Annotated in this window: 13 protein-coding genes and 1 pseudogene; 8 read left to right on the forward strand and 6 right to left on the reverse strand. The window is 71.8% G+C overall.

The window, feature by feature from the left end; translation table 11 throughout:
• The 5 genes and pseudogenes from ACK4TH_RS09775 to ACK4TH_RS09795 form a co-directional block, all read left to right on the forward strand.
• Positions 1 to 2,340: pseudogene (locus tag ACK4TH_RS09775) on the forward strand (hypothetical protein); the annotation flags it as partial.
• Positions 2,337 to 6,119 carry an exodeoxyribonuclease V subunit beta gene (gene recB / locus ACK4TH_RS09780; protein ID WP_409625754.1) on the forward strand — a complete coding sequence of 1,261 codons (3,783 nt, stop codon included), beginning with the start codon at positions 2,337 to 2,339 and terminating at the stop codon, positions 6,117 to 6,119. The pseudogene ACK4TH_RS09775 and the gene recB, both read left to right, overlap by 4 nt.
• The gene (gene recD / locus ACK4TH_RS09785) at positions 6,116 to 8,044 is read left to right on the forward strand and encodes an exodeoxyribonuclease V subunit alpha (RefSeq protein ID WP_409625758.1); all 1,929 of its coding nucleotides are present in this window, start codon (positions 6,116 to 6,118) and stop codon (positions 8,042 to 8,044) included. Before recB ends, recD begins: the two co-directional genes overlap by 4 nt.
• A gap of 44 nt (positions 8,045 to 8,088) precedes the next feature.
• On the forward strand, positions 8,089 to 8,907 hold the full coding sequence (locus ACK4TH_RS09790) for a peptidase (protein WP_409625761.1): 819 nt from the start codon (positions 8,089 to 8,091) through the stop codon (positions 8,905 to 8,907).
• A 4-nt stretch (positions 8,908 to 8,911) separates the two neighbouring features.
• The gene (locus ACK4TH_RS09795; protein ID WP_409625764.1) at positions 8,912 to 9,787 is read left to right on the forward strand and encodes an alpha/beta hydrolase; all 876 of its coding nucleotides are present in this window, start codon (positions 8,912 to 8,914) and stop codon (positions 9,785 to 9,787) included.
• Here ACK4TH_RS09795 and ACK4TH_RS09800 read toward each other — a convergent pair.
• Together ACK4TH_RS09800 and ACK4TH_RS09805 are read right to left on the reverse strand one after the other, a co-directional pair.
• The gene (locus tag ACK4TH_RS09800; RefSeq protein ID WP_409625767.1) at positions 9,771 to 10,601 is read right to left on the reverse strand and encodes an undecaprenyl-diphosphate phosphatase; all 831 of its coding nucleotides are present in this window, start codon (positions 10,599 to 10,601) and stop codon (positions 9,771 to 9,773) included. The two genes, ACK4TH_RS09795 and ACK4TH_RS09800, sit on opposite strands and share 17 nt — an antisense overlap.
• A gap of 63 nt (positions 10,602 to 10,664) precedes the next feature.
• Positions 10,665 to 11,051: a hypothetical protein gene (locus tag ACK4TH_RS09805; RefSeq protein ID WP_409625770.1), complete on the reverse strand. Its 387-nt coding sequence runs from the start codon at positions 11,049 to 11,051 to the stop codon at positions 10,665 to 10,667.
• A gap of 396 nt (positions 11,052 to 11,447) precedes the next feature.
• Between ACK4TH_RS09805 and ACK4TH_RS09810 the strand changes: the two genes are divergently transcribed.
• Entirely contained in the window at positions 11,448 to 13,514 is a 2,067-nt protein-coding gene (locus ACK4TH_RS09810; protein ID WP_409625772.1) for a glutamine--tRNA ligase, read from the forward strand.
• A 10-nt stretch (positions 13,515 to 13,524) separates the two neighbouring features.
• Here the strand turns inward: ACK4TH_RS09810 and infA are convergent, their stop codons facing one another.
• Positions 13,525 to 13,791, reverse strand: coding sequence for a translation initiation factor IF-1 (gene infA, locus ACK4TH_RS09815; RefSeq protein WP_409625775.1), 267 nt, complete (start codon positions 13,789 to 13,791; stop codon positions 13,525 to 13,527).
• Between the two features lie 345 nt (positions 13,792 to 14,136).
• On the opposite strand from infA, the gene ACK4TH_RS09820 reads away from it, so the two are divergent.
• On the forward strand, positions 14,137 to 15,339 hold the full coding sequence (locus tag ACK4TH_RS09820; RefSeq protein WP_409625778.1) for an MFS transporter: 1,203 nt from the start codon (positions 14,137 to 14,139) through the stop codon (positions 15,337 to 15,339).
• Positions 15,340 to 15,351: 12 nt separating this feature from the next.
• Here ACK4TH_RS09820 and ACK4TH_RS09825 read toward each other — a convergent pair whose 3' ends face one another.
• The 3 genes from ACK4TH_RS09825 to ACK4TH_RS09835 all read right to left on the reverse strand — a co-directional run bounded on the left by ACK4TH_RS09825 (position 15,352) and on the right by ACK4TH_RS09835 (position 20,204).
• Positions 15,352 to 16,506, reverse strand: coding sequence for an L-lactate dehydrogenase (locus ACK4TH_RS09825; protein WP_409625781.1), 1,155 nt, complete (start codon positions 16,504 to 16,506; stop codon positions 15,352 to 15,354).
• A gap of 93 nt (positions 16,507 to 16,599) precedes the next feature.
• Positions 16,600 to 17,094, reverse strand: coding sequence for a bacteriohemerythrin (locus ACK4TH_RS09830; protein ID WP_409625784.1), 495 nt, complete (start codon positions 17,092 to 17,094; stop codon positions 16,600 to 16,602).
• Positions 17,095 to 17,111: 17 nt separating this feature from the next.
• A complete protein-coding gene (locus tag ACK4TH_RS09835; protein WP_409625787.1) occupies positions 17,112 to 20,204 on the reverse strand; it encodes an Rne/Rng family ribonuclease in 3,093 nt (1,030 codons plus the stop codon).
• A 574-nt stretch (positions 20,205 to 20,778) separates the two neighbouring features.
• Here ACK4TH_RS09835 and ACK4TH_RS09840 point away from each other — a divergent pair.
• On the forward strand, positions 20,779 to 21,701 hold a 923-nt coding region (locus tag ACK4TH_RS09840; protein WP_409625790.1), incomplete at its 3' end, for an RluA family pseudouridine synthase.

Raw genomic sequence — 21,701 nt, forward strand, 5'->3', positions numbered from 1 at the left:
ATCGCCGTCTTCGCGCCCGACATCGCCGCCTACGCGCCGCTGGTGCACGCGGTCTGGGGCAGCCTGCCGCCGGACGATGCGCGCCGCATCCCGTATCAGCTGGCCGACGTGGACGACGACACCGCCGCGCGCCTGCGCGAGTGGCTGCGCGCGCTGCTGCACCCCGAGGCGCTGCGCCTGAGCGGCAGCGAGGTGCTGGACTGGCTCGACATCCCGGCGGTGGCGCGCGCCTTCGGCCTGGCGGCGGACGACCTCGACACCTTGCGCGCGTGGCGCCGCGAGGCCGCGATCCGCTGGGGCCTGGACGGCGCGCACCGCCAGCGCCTGGGGCTGGCCACCGACGGCGGCGCGCTGGCCGAGCGCTACACCTGGCGCGAAGGGCTGCAGCGCCTGTGGCTGGGCGCCGTGCTCGGCGCCGAGGACGAGCCGTGGCAGGACCGCCTGCTGCCGGCGCGCGGTGTGGCGGTACTGCAGGGCGAGCTGCTGCACCGGCTGCAGACCTTCATCGACGCCGTGGCGACGTGGACGCAGCGCCTGGCCGAACCGACGGACGCCGCCGGCTGGGGGCAGCGGCTGCACGCGCTGCTGGCGCAGTTCCTGCAGCCGGCGGCGGACGACGTGGAGGGCACGCTGGCGGTGGCACGGCTGCGCGCCGCGGCGGATCGCTGGGCGCGGCAGGCCGCCGAGGCCGGCGCCGAGCCCATTCCCGCCGCCGTCGTCGCCGATGCGTGGCTGGCGCTGGCCGGTGGCGGCGGCGCGCCGGCCCGCTTCCTCGGCGGCGGGGTGACGTTCGCCACGCTGCTGCCGATGCGCGCGGTGCCGTTTCGCCGCATTTACCTGCTCGGCCTGCACGACGGCAACTTCCCGCGCCGGCCACAGGGCGACACGCACGACCTGATGGCCGCCGTGCCGCGCCCCGGCGACCGCCTGCGCCGGCATGAGGACCTCTACCTGCTGCTGGAGGCGGTGCTGTCGGCGCGCGAGCACCTCGGCATGGCGTGGCTGGGCCGCCACCCGGTGGACGACACCGAGCGCCAGCCGGCGCTGCCCGTGGCCCAGCTGCGCCACCACCTCAACCGCCAGTGGCGGCTGGCGCCGGGCCTGCAGGGCGACGTGGCCGAGGCGCTGACGCGCGCGCACCCGCTGCACCCGTTCGACCCCGCCAACTTCAGCGCGGAGCCGGTGGCCGACGGCGCCCCCCCGCCGCTCGTCGGTGCATGCAGCTACGCGCGCGAGTGGCTCGCCGCCGGCGCGGCCGCCGAGACGATGAGCCGGCCGACGGCGCCGGCGGTCAGGCCCGACCCGAGCCAGCCCATCCCGGTGTCGGTGGCGGCGCTGGCCGAGCTGCTGCAGGACCCGGCGCGCGCCTACGCGCGCCAGCGCCTGGGGCTGGCGCTGCCGCACGACGACGAGGCCGATGACGACGCCGAGCCGTTCGCGCCCGACGGCCTGCAGCAGTGGCGCACCCGGCTGGCGTGGGTGGAAGCGGTGGTGGACGCTGCCTTGGCCGGCGCCGACGAAGCCGCCGCGCAGGCCGCCGCCCGACGCGCCCGCCGCCGCGCCGAACTGGCCGGCGACTGGCCGGATGGCACCGCCGGGGCATGGCTCGCGCGCGACTGGGACGAAGCGATCCGCCGGGTCTGGGATCATGCCCGGGCACTTGCCGCGCGCCACCCCCACCCGGTGGCCGAGCGGACGCGGCTGGAGACGACGCTCGCGCTGCCGGACGGCCCGGCGCTTGCGATCCGCGACGTGCTGCCGGCGCTGCGGCGCGGCGACGACGGCGCGCTGGCGCGGCTGGTGACGCTCGGCAGCGCCCTCGTCGAAGGCAAGAAGCTCGACGCCAAGACCTACGCCCTGCACCGGCTGCTGCGCACCTGGGCCGAGCACGTCGCGCTCAACGTCGCGCTTGGGCCCGTGACGAGCTGGATCGCCACCCCCCTGGGCGTTGGGCGGATGCGGCCGCTGCAGCCGCAGGCCGTCACCGACATCTGGACGACGCTGTGGCAGGCGTGGCACGAAGGGCTGCACGGCGCAGCGCCGCTGCCGCTGCCACGCCACGCCGCCGCGGCCTATTGGGGCAAGCTGCGCGGCAAGAACGCGGCCCCTGCCGCGGCGTGGGAGGAGGCCCGCAAGGCCTACGAAAGCGACCACGGCCAGGCCAAGGAACCGCTGTGGCGGCGCCACTACCCGACGTTCGAGGCGCTGGCCGGCCCGCGCGAGGCGCACGCGCACGGGGCCTTCGCGCGCTGGGCCGAGGCGCTGCTGACGCCGCTGCACGCGCATCTGGCCAGCGGCCATGGCGACAGCGCCGCATGCGCCGAGGAGTCCGCCGCATGAACCCCAACCTGCCCGAACTGGACGTGCTGACCCTACCGCTGCAGGGCAGCCAGCTGATCGAGGCCAGCGCCGGCAGCGGCAAGACCTGGACGATGGCGCTGCTTGTGGTGCGGCTGGTGCTGGGCGCACCCGCCGGCGAGGCCGGGCCGCCGCCGCTGTCGCCGCGGCAGATCTTGGTCGTCACCTTCACCGACGCCGCCACGCAGGAGCTGCGCAGCCGCATCCAGGCGCGCCTGCTGCAGGCCGCCGCCGTCTTCGGCGGCGAGGCGCTCGACCCCGCCGATGCGGCGGTGGAGCGGCTGCTGGCGCTGCGCGCGCGTTACCCGCAAACCCAATGGCCCGCGCTGGCGCGCCGCCTGACCGAGGCCGCCGACGCGCTGGACGAGGCGCCGATCAGCACGCTGCACGGCTGGTGCCAGCGCATCTTGCGCGAGCAGGCGCTGCTCAGCGGCGAGCCGTTCGCGCCACGCATCCTGCAGGACACCGCCGCGCTGCGCCGCGAGGTGGTGCGTGACTGGTGGCGGCTGCACGTGCTGCCGCTGGACGAAGCCGCCGCCGCGCAGGTGCTGGACGTCTGGGGCTCGCCGGACGAGCTGGACAAGGCGATCAAGGATCTGCTCGACCACGCCGAGCCGTGGGCGGCGCAGGATCCGGGCCTGCCTGCGCGCAGCCTCCCCGACGTGCTGCGGCAGGCCGAGGCCACGCGCGCGCAGGCGCTGGCGGCGCTGAAGGCGCCATGGCCGGCGTGGATCGACGAGGCCGAAGCGGTGCTGGAACGGCACGATTTGCTGAAACACCTCAGCCCCCAGAAGCCCACCGTGCGGGGCTGGTTCGAAAAGCTTCGTCAATGGGCCAACACCCCCGAAGCGACGGAACCGAATCGCTCGAAGGATGCCCGCCAACGGATGACGCTGGAACACTTGCGCGGCAGTGCAGGCCCCCTGCCCCCCGAGGTCGAGGCGCTGCCGCTGCTGCGCGAGCTGCCCCGACTGGAAGCCCGCCTGGCCGCCCTGCCCGGCGTCCCCGGGGCGCTGACGCGCCACGCCGCCGTGTGGGTGGCGCAGCGCATGCGCGCGCAGCTGCGCGCCGCCGAGCAGCTCACCTTCGACGAGATGCTGCGCCGCGTGGACGAGGCGCTCGCCGGCCCGCAGGGCGCGGCGCTCGCCCAGCGCCTGCGCCAGCAGCAGCCGGTGGCGCTGGTCGATGAATTCCAGGACACCGACCCGCGCCAGTGGCGTATCCTGCAAGCCATCTACCGGCCCGAGCGGCCCTGCCCCGGCACCGCGCTGCTGCTGATCGGCGACCCCAAGCAGGCCATCTACGCCTTCCGCCACGCCGACATCCACAGCTACCTGCAGGCGCGCGCCGCCTGCGCCGGGCGCATCTGGTCGCTGGCGGTCAACCACCGCAGCAGCACGGCGATGGTGCAGGCCGTCAACGCCCTGTTCGGCGTCGCCGAGCGCACGCTGCCGGACGGGGCGTTCGGCTTTGCGCGCGACGGCACGCAGCCGGTGCCGTTCCTGCCGGCGCAGCCGCGCGGCCAGGCCGAGCGCTGGCGCGACGACGACGCTGCAAGCGGCGCAGCGCTGACCTTCGCGCTGTGGCGGCCCGAGAGCGAGAAGCTCAGGCGCGACGGCGTGCGGGAGCGGCTCGCCGCCGCCTGCGCGGCCACCGTGGCGCGGTGGCTCAAGGGCTCGGCGGCGGGGCGCTGCGGCTTCGAGCGCGACGGGCGGCTGCGCCCGCTGCAGCCGCAGGATCTGGCCATCCTCGTCAACGACGGCCAGGAGGCGCAGGCGATCGCGCGCGCGCTGCGACGGCATGGACTCGCCAGCGCCTACCGGTCCGAGAAGACCTCTGTATGGGACGGCCCCGAGGCCGACGACCTGCAGGCGTGGCTGCACGCCTGCGCCCACCCGCACGACCGTGACGCCATCGCCCACGCGCTGCTGACGCCGGCCCTGGGGCTGGACGCGGCGGCGCTCGCCGCCCTGCTGCGCGACGAGGACGCCTGGGACGCGACGCTCGAGCGCTTTGCACACTACCACGCGCTGTGGCAGCGCCACGGCGTGCTGGCCGCGGTACGCGCGCTGATGCACGACTTCGGCGTGGCCGCGCGGCTGCTGGCCCGCCCCGCCGACCACCCCAGCCCCGGGGCGCGGGCGCTGGCGGATCTGCTGCACATGGCCGAATGGCTGCAGCAGGCGGCGCGCCAGCGCGGCCGCGGCGGGGTGGAGGCGACGCTGGCGCTGCTGCGCCTGGCCCGGCAGGAGGGCACCGCCCCCTCCCCCGCCGGCGACGACCCGGCGCTGACCGGCGTGGAACGCCGGCTCGACGGCACGCCGCAGGCCATCCCCGTCATCACCGTGCACAAGGCCAAGGGGCTGCAGTTTCCGCTCGTGCTGCTGCCGTTTGCCGGGCGCGCCCGCTCGCTGGACGACAAGTACAACCGTCCACGGGTGCTGCGCTGGCACGACGACGCGGGCCACGCACGCGTGACGTTGCCGAGCGACGGCGAGGCGTGGCTGCAGGCACTCGAGCGCGCCGAGCGCGAGCGCCTGCTGGAAGACACGCGCAAGCTCTACGTCGCGCTGACGCGCGCGGTGCACCTGACCTGGGTCAGCGTGGCGCTGGAGCCGGCTCTGGCGTCCAGCGCGCTGGCGCGGCTGCTCGGGCTGCAGGGAGCGGACGCCGCCACGCTGGCCGAGCAGACTCCAACGCGGCTGGACGAGGTGGCGGCAGCCAGCGGCGGCACCATTGCTTGCACCGGGCTGGCCGACGACGAGACCGCCCCTGCCGCCCGCGCCAGCACCCCAGCCGTGACGCCCACACGCCCCGCCGCCTGGGCGCACGTCGCGCGCCCGCGCGAGGGGCCGAGCTGGTGGATCGCCAGCTACAGCGCGCTGGCGCGCGCCGCGCACGAGGCGCCGGCCGGCGCCGACGCCGCCACCGAGGCACACGTCGGCGACGACGATCCCGGCGCACCCGACCCCGGCGCTGCCGACATCCGCGACGAGGCCCCCGCCACCGCGCCGTGGCACCGCTGGCCGCGCGGCGCACAGCCCGGCGTGGCGCTGCACGCGCTGCTGGAGGCCTGCCAGCGCCACGGCTGGCCCGACGGCGCGCCGGATGCCCTGCAGCCGCTGGCGCAACGCACGCTGCAGGGGCTCGGCTGGGCGTCCGAGCGCCTGCCGGCCGACGCCGCGGACCTCGCGCGCTGGGCGCACGCGATCGGCGACGCCGAACTGCCGCTGCCCGGCAGCCCGGGCGTGCGGCTGCGGCAGCTCACGCACGCCGAGCCGGAGGTGCCGTTCTGGCTGCGCATCGACGCCGCCGCCGAGGCGCGCGCGCTCGACCGCCTGCTGCTCGCCCACGTCGCGCCGGGCCAGCCGCGCCCGGCGCTCGGTGCCGTGACGCTGCACGGAATGCTCAAAGGCTTCATGGACCTCGTCTTCGAACACGACGGACGCTACTGGGTGCTGGACCACAAATCCAACGCGCTCGGGCCGGACGACGCCGCCTACCATGCCGCGGCGGTGCAGGCCGAGGTGCTGCGCCAGCGCTACGACGCGCAGGCGGCGCTCTATCTGCTGGCGCTGCACCGCTGGCTGGGGCAGCGGCTGGGGCCGCGCTACGAGCCGGCCCGGCAGCTGGGCGGGGCGCTGTGCGTGTTCTGGCGTGGCGTGGCCGCCCCCGGCGCCGGCGCCTGGCATCTGGCCGAACCGTGGCCGCTGGTGCAGCGGCTCGACGCCCTCTTGCGCGGCGCGGAGGTGACGGCATGACCGCGCCCTGCCCCGAGCTGGAAGCCTGGCTGCAGCGCGGCCTGCAGGCCGGCGAGCTGCGCCCGGCGGAGGCGACGCTGGCGCACCAGGCCGCCGCGCTGTGCCCGCAGGCCAACCTCGAGGCGCTGCTGGCCACCGCGGTGCTGCTGCGCCGCGCCGCCGACGGCCACGTCGCCTGGCGCTGGGCGGAAGTCCGTGCGGACGACGCCACCGGCCCCTGCGCGCGCTGGCTGCTGCAGCGCCTGCACGCCGACGGCACAACGGCGCTGCACGGCCCCGGCTGGGTCGGCGCAGGCACGCCGCTGACGCCGGTGGTCGCCGCCGGCGGCGTGCTCTACCTGGGCCGCCACTTCCGGCGCGAGCGCGAAGTGGCGCAGGCGCTGGCGCAGCGGCTGACCGCAGCGGAGGCGCCCGCCGCCGACGCCCTGCGGCCATGGATCGAGGCGCTGTTCGGCCCGCCGCCGGCGCAGCCCGACGCGCAGCGGCTGGCGTGCGCGCTGGCGCTGCGGCAGCGGCTGGCGGTCATCACCGGCGGCCCCGGCACCGGCAAGACCACCACCGTCGCGCGGCTGCTGGCGCTGCTGCAGGGGCTGGCGTTGCAAGGCGGCTGCGCGCCACTGGCCGTGGGCCTCGCGGCCCCCACCGGCAAGGCCGCCGCGCGCCTGAGCGCCGCCCTCGGCGACGCCTGGCGGCAGCTCGCCACCCGGGCGCTGCCGCTGCCGTGGGCGACGCTGCAGCCGCACCTGCCGCGCAGCGCCGTCACGGTGCACGCGCTGCTGGGCCAGCGGCCCGACGGCAGCGGCGCGCGCCACGACGAGCGCCAGCCGCTGCCGCTGGACGCGCTGGTGGTCGATGAGGCGTCGATGGTCGATCTGGAGCTGCTGCACGCGCTGCTGCGGGCGCTGCCGCCGCAGGCGCGGCTGATCCTGCTCGGCGACCGCGACCAGCTCGCCTCGGTGCAGGCCGGCGCGGTGCTCGCGGAGCTGTGCGCCCACGCGCGCGCAGGCCGCTGGCACCCGCAGACGGCCGCATGGCTTGCCGCCGCCACCGGGCAAGCCCCGCCGACCGAATGGATCGACGCCGGCGGCGACACGCTCGATCAGGCGGTGGCGATGCTGCGCCGCAGCCACCGTTTCGACGCCGGCGGCGCCATCGGCCACTGGGCCGCCGCGGTGCGCGACGGCGACGAGGACGCCGTGCGGGCGCTGCTGCGCGACCCTGGCGAGGGCGTCAGCATTCACCTCGGCGCGCAGGCCGCCGACGGCTGGCTGGACACCTGGCGCGCGGCAGTGACGCCCTGGCTGCAGGCGGCGGCGCACGCGCCGCCGGACGGCGACCCCGACGCCTGGGCGGCCGGCCTGCTGCGGCAGCAGGCGCGGCTGCAGGTGCTGGCCGCGCTGCGCCGGGGGCCGTGGGGCGTGGAGGGGCTGGATGCGCGCCTGCAGACGGAAGCGGCGCGGCTGGCCCCCGGGGCCGCGGTCGGCCCGCACGGCCGCAGCGGCCAGCCGTGGCTGGTCACGCGCAACCAGCCGCGCCTGGGCGTGATGAACGGTGACCTGGGCCTGCTGCTGGCGCGGCCGCACGCCGATGGCGCGCGGCGCTGGCGCCTGGCGCTGCCGGCGCCGCAGCGGCCCGGCGGCGTGCAGTGGGTCAGCGCCGGTCAACTGGCCGACACCGCGAGCGCCTGGGCGCTGACGGTCCACAAGGCGCAGGGTAGCGAATTCGACCACGTGGTGCTGGTGCTGCCGCCCGATGCCGAAAGCCCGATCCTGACGCGCGAGCTGCTCTACACCGGCATCACGCGCGCGCGCCAGCGGCTCACGCTCGTGCTGCCGGGCGGCGACGCCACGCTGCGCGCGGCGCTGCGCCGGCGCACCGAACGCGACAGCGCCCTGCGCGCCGCGCTGCGGCAGGCGCTACCATAGTTGCCCGTCCCACAGCGAACGGTCGTTCGATCGACCGCCATCCCATGACCTATTGCGTCGCCGTCAAACTCAAGGCTGGCATGGTGTTTCTGTCCGACTCGCGCACCAACGCCGGGCTGGACCAGATCAGCACGTTTCGCAAGATGATCGTCTACGAGAAGCCCGGCGACCGCTTCATGTGCTTGTTGTCGGCCGGCAACCTCAGCATCTCGCAGTCGATCCGCGAAATCCTGCAGACCGAGCAGTTGAAAGACCCCGATGGGGGCGAGCCGATCACCATCTGGAACGCACGCAGCATGTTCGACGCCACCCGCGTGCTGGGCTCGGCTGTGCGCCACGTTTACCAGCGCGACGGCGAGGCCTTGCGCCGCTCCGGCATCGAATTCAACGCCAGCCTCATCTTTGGCGGCCAGATCCGCGGCGAGGGCATGCGGCTGTTTCAGGTCTACTCCCCCGGCAATTTCATCGAGGCCACCGCGGAAACCCCGTTTTTTCAGATTGGCGAGAGCAAGTACGGCAAACCCGTGCTCGACCGCGTCATCACCCCCGACACGCCGCTGGAAGAAGCCACCAAGTGCTTGCTGATCTCCATGGACTCCACGCTCAAGTCCAATCTGTCGGTCGGGTTGCCGCTGGACTTGGCGGTCTACGAGGCCGACCGCTGTGCCAGCGACCGGGTGGTGTGCATCGACGAGCACAACGCCTACTTTCACATGCTGCGCAGCACCTGGGGGCGCAAGCTGCGCGAAGCCTTCGATCAGATCGCAGCCCCCAACTGGGACCCGGCCGGTCCGCTCGCCATCCCGGGCGGGCGCCATGCGGCGCTGCGCAAGATCACGGACCCCAAGGACAGACTGATCTGACCCCATGAGTGCCACATCCCCTCGCCCTTGCATCGTCTTCTCGCACGGCAACAGCTTCCCGGCCGGCACCTACAGCGTCGTTCTCCAGGCCCTGCGCGAGCGGGGCTATCGCGTCACCGCGGTGGAGCGCTACGGCCACGATCCACGCTACCCCGTCACCAGCAACTGGCCGCACCTGGTGCAACAGCTCGCCGACTTCGTGGAAGCGCAGGTCGGTCCCGGCGACGCGCCGCTGTTCCTCGTCGGCCACTCGCTCGGCGGTTTTCTGAGCCTGATGTGCGCCGCCCGCCACCCCGTGCTGGCCGGTCAGCCGGTGCGCGGTGTGGTCATGCTCGATTCCCCCGTCCTCGGGGGCTGGAAGGCGCGCGCCCTCGCCGCGGCCAAACACACCCGGCTGATCGGTGCCGTCTCACCGGGTCAGGTCAGTCGCAAGCGCCGCAACCGCTGGGCCAGCGCCCAGGAGGCGCTGGAGCACTTTCGCCACAAGCGCGCCTTCGCCCGCTGGGACCCGCGCGTGCTGGCCGACTACATCGCCCACGGCACGCACGATGTGCACACGCCACAGGGCACGCAGCGCGTGCTGACCTTCGACCGCGACATCGAAACCGCCATCTACAACACCCTGCCGCACCACCTGGACCGGCTGCTGCGCCGCCACCCGCTGGCCTGCCCGGTGGCCTTCGTCGGGGGCACGCAGTCCGAAGAGATGCGCCGGGTGGGCCTGACGATGACGCACACGCTGTGCGGGCGCGAACCGTCCGAGCGGCTGCAGTTCATCGACGGCACGCACCTGTTCCCCATGGAGCACCCGGAAGCCACGGCCGCGGCCATCGACCGCGCGCTGCGGCACTTCATGGCGTCCGTCACGGCGTCCAGTTGACCCCGCCGAACGCGCCGCTGGCGAGGATCAGCACACCAAAGCCGATGCGGTACCACGCAAACGGCACGAAGGTGTGGGTGGCCACATAGCGCAGCAACCAGCGCACGCACACCCACGCCGACACGAAGGACGCCACCAGCCCCACCGCAAACAACGGCAGGTCTTCGGCCGCCAGCAGTTCGCGGTGCTTGTACAGATCGTAGGCGGCCGCCCCAAAGATGACCGGAATGGCGAGGAAGAAGCTGAACTCGGTCGCCGCGCGCCGCGACAGGCCGAGCGCCATGCCGCCGATGATGGTCGCCCCTGACCGGCTGACCCCCGGCACCAGGGCCGCGCACTGGATCAACCCCACCGCCAGCGCATCGCGCCAGCCCAAATCGTCCACGGTCGCCACCCGCGCCGCGGGCTGGCGGGCCTGGACGGCCTCCACCCACAGCATGATCAGCCCGCCGGCGATGAAGCCGGCCGCCACCACCCAGGCGTTGAAGAGCACGGCCTTGATCGGCCCAATGAACCAAAACCCCGCCAATGCCGCCGGCAAAAAACCGAGCAGCACGTTGACGGTAAAGCGCTGTGCCTGTGCCTCGCGCGGCAGCCCGCGCAGGGTGCCGATCAGTCGCTGCCAATACAGGCCCACGATGGCCAGAATCGCCCCGGTCTGGATGACCACCTCGAACACCTTGATCGTCTCCCCCGTCAAACGCAGCACGGCGGCGGTGAGGATCAGGTGACCGGTGGACGAAACGGGCAAAAACTCGGTCAGGCCCTCGACCACCCCCATGAGGGCGGCCTTGAGCAGCAGGGTGACATCCATGGACAGACGCGCGAGTGAGCGAAGCGGCGAGTGTAACGGCCCGCCACACGTCGCCCACGGGCGTCAGCGTCGGTCGCGCCAGTCGTCGTGGCGGTGCCAGCCGTCGTCGCGCCAACCGCGCCGGTCATCCCAACCGGAGCGCCCCTCCCATTCGCGGAGGTGCCAATGTCGGTGTCGGTGCTTGCGGTGCCCCGGAGGCATCACATAGCCATACGCGGGAGCCACCACGGCCACCGGGGGCGACACCACCACCGGGGGCACCATGACCACGCGGGGCGCCGGCGCAATCACCACCGGCGGGGTGTTGCCCACCCCCACGGTCACGCCCGGCTGATGTACGCCGATCGACCAGTACACATCGCCGGCATGCGCCGTGCCAGCCAGCGCCAACGCCGCAACAGCCAAGCCCCGGCCCTGGGACGCGGGGCGCAACAGAGTCAGAGGGTTCATGGTGTGCGCTCCTGGAACATCGATACCGTCATTGAACCACCGGTGCAGCGCATGGCGGGTTGCCGTTTTGTGACGGCTGTAAACAGACGTAACGGACCGGCGCAGCCGGCCCGACGCACCCCCAATACCCCGGCCCCTACAATCCCGGGTTCATGAGCCCATCCGCCCTCCCTGCCACCGACACCCTCGCCCCCCACAACCCCCACACCCCGCAAAACGGCGCCGATCCCGTCGCCGAATGGTGCGCCCTGCTGGAACCTGTAGGTCGAGCGCGAACACCAGCGCTCGCTGCTGGCGGAATTCTGATCAATCAGGCCGACGAGGCCCTCTACCGGGCCAAGCGCGGTGGGCGCAACCGGGTCTGCCTGGCGACGGGGGCCGCCTAAAATCGGGGCCATGAGCGACCACGCCCCGCACCCTTCCAACCACCCGCCCGCCGCCAGCAATTTTCTGCGCCAAATCATCGAGCGCGATCTGGCCCAGGGCCGCTACCACGGCCGCCCCTGGGGCGGCAGCCCCGGCGACGGCAGCCACCACGAGCGGGGCACGGCCGACCCGGCCCGGGTGCGCATGCGCTTCCCGCCGGAGCCCAACGGCTACCTGCACGTGGGCCACGCCAAAAGCATTTGGCTCAACTTCAGCCTGGCGCAAGCCTATGGCGGGGTCTGCCACATGCGCTTCGACGACACCAACCCCGAAAAGGAGGACCAGGAGTATGTCGACTCCATCCTGGACGCCGTCCAATGGTTGGGCTGGAGCTGGGAAGCCCACGGCACCCGCCACCTGTACTACGCGAGCGACTACTTCGACTTCATGTACCGGGCGGCCGAGTACCTGATCGAAACCGGCCACGCCTACGTCGACGAGCAGTCGTCCGAGCAAATGCGGGCCAACCGCGGCACGCTGACCGAGCCCGGCATCGACAGCCCCTACCGCAACCGCCCGGCGGAGGAGAGCCTGGCGCGCTTTCGCGAAATGCGCGACGGCCGACACGCGGACGGGGCGATGGTGCTGCGCGCGAAGATCGACATGGCCTCGCCCAACATCAACCTGCGCGACCCGGCCATCTACCGAATCAAGCACGCGACGCACCACAACACCGGCGACACCTGGTGCATCTACCCGATGTACACCTTCGCGCACCCGATCGAGGACGCGCTGGAAAACATCACCCACAGCATTTGCACGCTGGAGTTCGAGGACCAGCGGCCGTTCTACGACTGGCTGCTCGAGCGCATCGTGCCGATTCTGCGCACGCCGCAATTCGAGCGTGCCCGCCAGCTCATCGAGCGCATCGAACAGCAGGGGGTGGAAGCTGGCAAGGAATTTGCCCTGCACTGCCACAACCACGCGCACAAGCTCGGCGTGAACACCGAGCCCGAGCAGCGCATGCGGGCGCTGTTTGCGAAGTGGGAGCATGACCGTGACGCGGTGCTGCGCGACCTGGGCGAATTCTTCGGACTGCTCAAGGCGCAGACGCACCAGTTCACACCGCTGCTGGCATCGGCCCTGGAGGCGCACCGCATCGAGCCCTTCAACCTGCCGCATCAGTACGAGTTCGCCCGGTTGAACCTGACCTACGTGGTCACCAGCAAGCGCAAACTCAAACAACTGGTGGACGAGGGCATCGTCAGCGGCTGGGACGACCCGCGCATGCCCACCATCGTCGGTCTGCGCCGCCGCGGCTACACGCCCGAAGCCATCCGCCTGTTCTGCGAACGCACCGGGGTCAGCAAAGCCGGGGGGTGGATCGACTACAGCAACCTCGAGATCGCGCTGCGCGACGACCTGGAAGGCAAAGCGCCGCGCGCCATGGCGGTACTGGATCCGGTCAAGCTCAAACTCACCAACTGGGCGCAGGTGTTTGGCGATGCCGGCCACCGCGAGCGCTGCAACGCCCCGGTGCATCCGCAGCGGCCAGAGCTGGGTCAGCGCCATTTCAGTCTGGGGCCGGAGGTCTGGATCGAGCGCGAGGACTTCATGGAAACGCCCCCGAAGGGCTATTTCCGACTCTTCCCCGGCAACAAGGTTCGCCTCAAATACGGCTATGTGGTCGAATGCACCGGCTGCGAGAAGGACGCCGACGGCCGCGTCACGGCCGTGCTGGCCACGGTGGTGCCCGACACCAAGAGCGGCACCCCAGGGGCCGACGCCGTCAAGGTCAAGGGCACGCTGACCTGGGTGGGCATGCACGAGGCGGTGCCCGCCGAAGTGCGCCTGTACGACCGGCTGTTCGCCGATCCGCAGCCCGATGCCGGTGGCAAGGACTTCAAGGCCGCGCTCAACCCCGACAGCCTGCGGGTCGTGACGGCCTACCTGGAGCCCTCGCTGGCAAACGCTCCGCGCGAGGAGCGCTACCAGTTCGAGCGGCACGGCTATTTCGGCACCGACCGCGTGGACCACACGCCCGAGCGGCCGGTGTTCAACCGGATCGCGGGCCTGAAGGACAGCTGGGGCAAGTGAGCGGCGCTGGTCAGCGCGGCTTGCGCCGAGCGCCGGGGGCCTCGCCGCCCGTGCGCGGCTCCAGGTGCCGGAAGGTGATGCGGCCCTTGCTCAGGTCGTAGGGCGACAGCTCCAGCGACACCCGGTCGCCCGCCAGGATGCGGATGTGATGCTTGCGCATCTTGCCCCCGGTGTAGGCGACCAGAGTGTGGCCGTTTTCCAGGGTGACGCGGTAGCGGGAGTCGGGCAGGATCTCGTCGACCGTGCCGCGCATCTCGATCAATTCTTCTTTGGCCATGGGGCCTCCTTGGGGTGGCGATGCGGGATGGGGGCAGGCACGCCTGGCCTGGGAGCCGCCGAGCGCATCAGGGGGTGTTGGGAACGATGGCCGAGAAATCCGCCACCGAAGTTGGCGGCCATGCAAGGCCGGACGTGGGCGCGCGCCAACGCCTGGGCAACGCGGTGTCACGAACCACCGCGATCCGTGGACCGCGACGCCCGTGGGGGGCGCAAGCGGAAAAAACGCCCCGGCACGGCCTGACTCTAACACAGAGTGACCCCGGGCGCGGTCGGCGATCGCCCGACACCGGAGCTGTCCGCACCGGCGTATGATGGGGCGCTTCGCAGCCCGTCCCTACGCACCATGTGGCAGACGATCCGCGCGTTGCCGCGCACCGTATGGCTCATCGGCTTGATCAGCCTGATCAACGATTCGGCGTCCGAGCTGGTGTACCCCCTGGTTCCGCTCTATCTGACCTCGGTGCTGATGGCGGGCCCGCGCGCCCTGGGCCTGATCGAGGGGATTGCCGAAGCGACGGCCAGCCTGCTCAAATGGGTCTCCGGTGTCGTGGTGGACCGCACACGGCGCAGCAAACCCTGGATCGTCGTCGGCTACGGTCTAGCGGCGCTGGGGCGCCCGCTGATCGCCTGGGTGACCAGTTGGCCGGCGCTGCTGGCCATCCGGTTTGCGGACCGGGTGGGCAAGGGGCTGCGCACATCGCCGCGCGACGCGCTGCTGGCCGCCAGCGTCGGGGCGGATCGGCGCGGGCTGGCCTTCGGGGTGCACCGGGCCATGGACAATGCAGGCGCGGTGATCGGCCCGCTGCTGGCCGCGGCCTTGCTGGCCAGCGGCATGCCACTGCGCGAAGTGTTCCTGTGGACCTGGGTGCCCGCGCTGGTCTGCGTCGCCCTGGCCCTGGCGCTGCGCGAGCCGGCCACGCCCGCGCCCGCCCCGAACGTTGCGCAGATCGGCCTCGGCAGCGGCGGCGCGGCCCTGCCGCCCGTCTTTCGCCGCTACCTCGTGATCGTGGCGCTGTTCGCGCTGGGCAACTCGTCCAATATGTTCCTGTTGCTGCGGGCCAGTGAGCTGGGCGTTCCCCAGGCCCAGATCCCCCTGCTGTGGGCGGCCGTCTCGTTCATCGCCATGGTGCTGTCCGTGCCACTTTCGGGGCTGTCGGACCGCATAGGCCGGCGCCGGCTGCTGCTCATGGGTTACGGTGCCTACGCGCTGTTCTACCTGGCCATGGGCCTGTCCAACCCCACGGGCGTGTGGTTGGTCGGATGGTTTGCGTTCTACGGCATCTTTCTGGCCGCCACCGAGGGGGTGGAAAAAGCCTTGGTCGCCGACTTGGCCCCGGCGCAGCTGCGCGGCACCGCGTTTGGCTGGTTCAACATGACGACCGGCGCCATGCTGCTGCCGGCGTCGTTCGTGTTCGGGCTGCTGTACGAACACGCGGGCGCCGGCCCCGCCTTTGCCTTTTCGGCCGGTTGCGCGCTGGCCGCCGGAGCGTTGCTGTGGCGCTGGCTCCCCCGAACGGGCGCCACCGCCGGGGCCAGCGGCCGGTGAGCGCCCGAAACGTCAGGCCACCGGGTAGGTGCCTGGAATCAGAATCGAGTGATCCACCGTCTCGATGTTGGTGTGGCCGGTAAAGGCCATGGTGATGTCGAGCTCTTTGTGCAGGATCTCCAGCACCTTGGTCACGCCCGCCTCGCCCATGGCCCCCAGGCCGTACAGGAAGGCGCGGCCGATGTAGGTGCCGCGCGCCCCCAGCGCACGGGCCTTGAGCACGTCCTGGCCGCTGCGGATGCCGCCATCCAGATGCACCTCGATGCGCTTCCCCACCGCCTCCACGATGCGCGGCAGCGCACGGATGCTCGACTCCGCCCCGTCGAGCTGGCGCCCGCCGTGGTTGCTGACGATCAGCGCATCCGCGCCGGAGTCGGCGGCCAGTTTGGCATCTTCCACATCCATGATGCCCTTGAGGATGAGCTTACCCCCCCAGCGCTTCTTGATCCACTCGACATCGCCCCAGTTGAGCCGTGGGTCGAACTGCTGCGCCGTCCACGCCGACAGGCTGCCCATATCGGCCACGCCTTTGACATGCCCGACGATGTTGCCAAACTGCCGCCGGGGTGTGCCCAGCATGCCCAGGCACCAGCGGGGTTTGGTCATCATGTTGATGATGTTGGGCAACGTCAGCTTGGGCGGGGCGGACAGGCCGTTTTTCAGATCCTTGTGGCGCTGACCCAGAATCTGCAAATCGAGCGTGAGCACGAGCGCGCCACAGTTGGCAGCCTTGGCGCGGTCGATCAACCGCTCGATGAAGTCGCGGTCGCGCATCACATAGAGCTGGAACCAGAAGCCCTCCCCCGCGTGGCGGGCCACGTCCTCGATGGAGCAAATGCTCATGGTGGAGAGCGTGAAGGGCACGCCAAACGCGCGCGCCGCGCGGGCGGCCAAAATTTCGCCATCGGCGTGCTGCATGCCGGTCAGCCCCGTGGGCGCCAGCGCCACCGGCATGGCCACGGGTTGGCCGACCATGGTGGTGCGGGTGCTGCGCCCTTCCATGTTGACGGCGACCCGCTGGCGCAGCTTGATGGGCTGGAAGTCGGACTCGTTGGCGCGGTAGGTGCTCTCGGTCCACGAGCCGCTGTCGGCGTAGTCGTAGAACATGCGCGGCACGCGCCGTTGCGCCAGCCGGCGCAGATCTTCGATGCAGGTGATGACGGTCATGGGGACTCCTTCTTCGTGCGCATCCTAGCGCCGAAGCCCCCGGACGTCACTTGAAATGGCGGTACGCGCCGTTGAAGAAACGACGCAGCCGCCTCAACTGCAATGCACGCTGCCGCAGCCGGTCATGGTCGCAGGCCGCACCCGGCTGGGATCGGCCAGGGTCTCGGTGCGCGAGTCGAACCCCACGGCCCGCATGTGCTGCGCCAGCCCGGCATCCATGGTCTGCGCATGCATGGGGAACCACTCGGCCAGCGCCGCCGCCATGCGGTCGATGATCTCGTGGTCCCCTTGCAGGAAGTGCTCCTCCACGGCCCGCATGGTGTCCAGGATCTGCCGATGGTGCGCGGCGTGGCAGTTGTCCTCGGCAAAGCCGACGGCCACCATCCAGCGCTCCTCGCGCTCGAAGTGCTCGACCGTGTGCGCGACCAGCGCGCGGTAGGGCTCGAGCTGTTGGTCGTGCGGCAGCGCACGCAGCCGGGCCAGTTGGGCGACGAATTCCTCGTGGGTCTCGTCCATGCGGCCATCGCCCGTGACCAGCGACTCGCCCCAGACGAGGTCGGGGATTTCGGGAAAAGCGTCGGTGTCCATGGCGGGTGGCTCCTCGCTCAGGCGTCAAAGGGGAACTTCAGCTCGCGCAAATCCCGTTTGGTCTCGATCAGCACTAGCGGCTCGTCGCTGACCGCGGGGGCAGGACGCGGCTCGCGCGGCACATGCACCGGGGGCGGCTCGGCCGCGATGGCGGCCTGCACCGCCGCCACTTTGTCGGCGTCGGACTGCACCCATTCCAGACCGGCTTGACGGGCCAGGACGGCCAGATCCTCGACCGGCAGGCGGTAGGGCTGCGCGGCGGCGGACGGCTGTGCCGCGGGGGCCGCGGCCGGGGGCATCGGGGCGAGCGTCGTCGCGGGCGCTTCAGTGAGCGCTTCAGTGAGCGCTTCAGCGGGCGTTTCGGAAGGCGCCTCGCTCGGCGCCGACACCGATGCGGGGGACTGCGGCTCCACCGGCACCGCCGACGCGGCGGCGGACTCCGCCGGGGTCGGCGGCACGGTGAAGTACGAGCGACGCGGCGGTTCGAGCGCGCCGCCGTCGGCCGCGGCAGCGGCTTCCGAGACCTCTGCACCGCCAGCAGCGGCGGCACCCTCCCCATCCTGCCGGCGGCTGCGGTCGCGCCCGTAGCGGTCGCGGCTGCGGCGCTCGCGCGGCGCGCGGGTGGTCTCGGCCGCCTCGGCCGCCGTTGCGCCACCCACATCGCCGTCCTCGGCCGCAGGCGCGGGCGCAGCGGTGGCGGCTTCGGTCAGGGCCTCGGGTGCGGCTTCTGTCGCGGCGGACGCGGCTCCGTTGTCGGTGGCCTCGGCGCGCGAGCGGCGCCCGCGGCGGCGGCGTTCCCCGCGCTCGCGCGGCTCGCCCGCCGTGCCGTCGTCGGCGGAGGGCGCCACATTCGCCGCCCCCTGGCCGCCGTCGGTGGGCGCCAGCGCGGCAGCCGGTTCGGCGGCAGGGGCCTCGTCCGATCGGGTAGGACGCATGCCGCGCTCCGCCCGCTCGCCCCGCTCAGCGCGGGGACGTCGGTCGCCGCGCTCCCGGCGCTCACCGGACGCGCCATCGGCACGCGGCTCGGGGGAGGCCGCATCGGTGGCCGTCACGCCTGCGTCACGGGTCACCGGTCGGGCCTCACCGCGTTCGGGGCGCGGGGGGCGCTCGGCGCGTTCGCTGCGCTCGCTGCGTTCCGCGCGGCCTTCACGGCCTTCTCGGCCGTCACCGTTGCGCGCCGCTTCCCCGCGGCCGCGCCCTCCCCGGTTGCCCCGGCCCCGGCGCTCGTCGCTGCCGGCGCGCTCGGGTACACCCACCGCAGGGACTGGCGCGGGGGCGACCGCCGGCACCGGCGTCTGCGCCGGCGGGGTGGCCGGAACGGCCTGCCACCCAAACAGGCGCTTGAGCCAGGCCAGGAAGCCCGTCTCGGCCGGCACCGGGGGTACGACGGGCGCGGCGGCCGGCGCAGGTACGGGGGCCGGCGCAGGCGCCGGGCTGACCGGTGCCACGGCCGGCGCGGCGGCGGGGGCGGCCGGTGCCTCGGCCCGCGGTGCGGTCACGGGAGCGGGGCTGTCCGGCAGCACGCCCTTGATGATCGGCTCCTGCCGGTTGGTGCGTTCCTGGCTGCGCCGCGTCACCAGTGCCACGTCCTCGACGATGTCGGCCAGCTTGTAGCTGGCGTCCAGATTGTCCAGGCGCGGGTCGTCGTGCTTCAAGCGCTCCAGCTTGTAATTCGGCGTCTCCAGCGACTTGTTCGGCACCAGCAGCACGCTGATGCGCTGCTTGAGCTCGATCTTGGTGATCTCGACGCGCTTTTCGTTGAGCAGAAAGCTCGCCACATCCACCGGCACCTGCACCAGCACGGCGGCGGTGTTGTCCTTCAGCGACTCCTCCTGGATTACGCGCAGGATCTGCAGCGCCGACGATTCGGTGTCGCGAATGTGGCCGGAGCCGCCGCAGCGCGGGCAGGGAATGGAGGCCCCCTCCGACAGCGTCGGGCGCAGGCGCTGGCGGCTCATCTCCAGCAGGCCAAATTTGCTGATCGGGGCAAACTGCACGCGCGCACGGTCCTGCTTGAGCGCCTCGCGCAGGCGGTTTTCGACCTCGCGGCGGTTCTTGCTGTCCTCCATGTCGATGAAGTCGATCACGATCAGCCCGCCAAGGTCGCGCAGCCGCGCCTGGCGCGCCACCTCGTCGGCGGCCTCCAGGTTGGTGCGCAGCGCGGTCTCCTCGATGTCGCCGCCTTTGATGGCGCGCGCCGAGTTGACGTCGATGGCCACCAGCGCCTCGGTCTGGTCGATCACAATGGCACCGCCCGATGGCAGCGTCACGGTGCGGCTGTAGGCGGTCTCGATCTGGTGCTCGATCTGGAAGCGCGAAAACAGCGGCGCGTTGTCGCGGTAGCGCTTGACGCGGTTGACGTACTCCGGCATCACGTGCGACATGAAGCCGCGCGCCTGCTCGTAGATGTCGTCGGTGTCGATCAGAATCTCACCAATGTCGCTGTTGAAATAGTCGCGGATCGCGCGGATGACCAGCGTGGACTCCTGGTAGATCAGCTCCGGCTTGGACAGCGCCTTGGCCGCGCCCTCAATCGCATTCCAGAGTTTGAGCAGGTAATTGAGGTCCCACTGCAGTTCAGCCGCTTCGCGCCCGATGCCGGCAGTGCGCGCAATGATGGACATGCCATTGGGGTATTCCAGCTTGTCCAGCGTCGCCTTCAATTCAGCACGGTCGTCACCCTCGATGCGCCGGCTGACGCCGCCGCCGCGGGGATTGTTCGGCATCAGCACCACGTAGCGACCCGCCAAGCTGATGAAGGTGGTCAGCGCCGCACCCTTGTTGCCGCGTTCCTCTTTTTCCACCTGGACGAGCAGCTCCTGGCCTTCCTTGATGACGTCCTGGATGCGCGCCTGCGACGGCGGCACATTGCCCTGAAAGTATTGCTTGGAGATTTCCTTGAACGGCAAAAAACCGTGCCGGTCCTCGCCGTAATCGACGAAGCACGCCTCCAGCGACGGTTCCACGCGCGTCACCAAGGCCTTGTAAATGTTGCCCTTGCGCTGCTCGCGTCCTTCGATCTCGACTTCGTAGTCGAGCAGTTTTTGCCCATCGACGATCGCCAGCCGGCGCTCCTCGGCCTGCGTGGCGTTGATCAGCATGCGTTTCATCGTGCGTTCCTCAGACTGGGTCGTACAAGCGCCCTCGATGGGCGCGGATGCCGCGAACCGCGGACCGGTCGAGCGAACGGGGGAGGAATTGCCGGAGAGCCTCGGGGATGCGCGTCAGCCTGGCCCGGCGTGCGCCGGGCAGGGGGTCACGCGCTCCCAGGCATGGGCGCGTGGATCACGGTGAACAGGGACGACGGGCCGTTGTGCAGCACGGGAAGGCGGGCGTCTCGGTGGTCACTGAATCCTCGTACAGCCCGCCACACGGCGACTCGGCTCGGCCGCGGGCTGCACGTTGGGGGTATTCCGTATCGGGTTCGCTGACTGAATGAACGTCGGTTCAACCGGGGCAAGGCGCATCCATCCGGGGACGGGTGGCCCAAACTCGACGGACCTGACCCGGATGCGCCGCCCCGCCCAGGGTTCGGCAAGAATGTGTCTGTCTACGCTCTGCAGCGACCGGCGTGCCGTACACTTCGCGGCGACCCGGTCCTTTTTGGCGCCCAAACAGACGCTGGGATTATAGGCGTGGACCGCATGGCATGTGGTGTGCTGGGGGGCGGGTCGCCGCTTGCCCATGTCCAATGCCGCCGTCCGTCACCTCACCGTCGATGCCGAGTCCGCCGACCAGCGGCTCGACAATTTTTTGCTGCGCGAACTCAAAGGCGCGCCCAAAACGCTGATCTACCGCATCATCCGCAGCGGGGAGGTTCGGGTCAACAAGGCGCGCGCCCGCGCCGACACCCGGCTGCAAGCGGGCGACGATGTGCGGCTGCCCCCGGTGCGCCTGCCCGAACGGGTGATGGGCGCGGCACCGGCGGCCGTGCCCGCGCGGGAGTTCCCCGTGCTCTACGAGGACGATTGGCTGCTGGCGATCGACAAGCCCGCCGGCGTGGCCGTGCACGGCGGCAGCGGTGTGTCGTCCGGCGTGATCGAACAACTGCGCCGGGCACGGCCCGGTGCGGCGCTGCTGGAACTGGTGCACCGCCTGGACCGCGAGACCAGCGGCGTGCTGCTCGTGGCCAAGCGGCGCAGCGCGCTCAAACGCCTGCAGGACCAGTTTCGCGAACGCAGCACGGGCAAAACCTATCTGGCGCTGGTGCGCGGCGAATGGCCCGCCGCCCGCAAGGTGATCGATGTCCCCTTGCACAAATACCTGCTGCCCGACGGCGAGCGGCGCGTGCGGGTCACCGATGCGCGCGACCCCCTGGGACAGCGCTCGATTTCGCTGGTGCGGGTGCTGGGGGACGTGCATCCGCCACCCGGTGCGGCGGCAGACGCCCCGCGCATGACATTGTTGGCCGTGACCATCAAAACCGGCCGCACCCATCAGATCCGGGTGCATCTGGCCCACGCCGGCCATCCCATCGCCGGTGACGACAAGTACGGCGATTTCGAATGGAACCGCCTGCTGGCACGGCTCGGGCTCAAGCGGATGTTTCTGCACGCCTGGCGGCTGACGATACGGCATCCGGTGACGGAGCAGGAATTGCAATTGGA

This window comes from Tepidimonas sp., from assembly GCF_046292505.1.
Lineage (GTDB): Bacteria > Pseudomonadota > Gammaproteobacteria > Burkholderiales > Burkholderiaceae_C > Tepidimonas.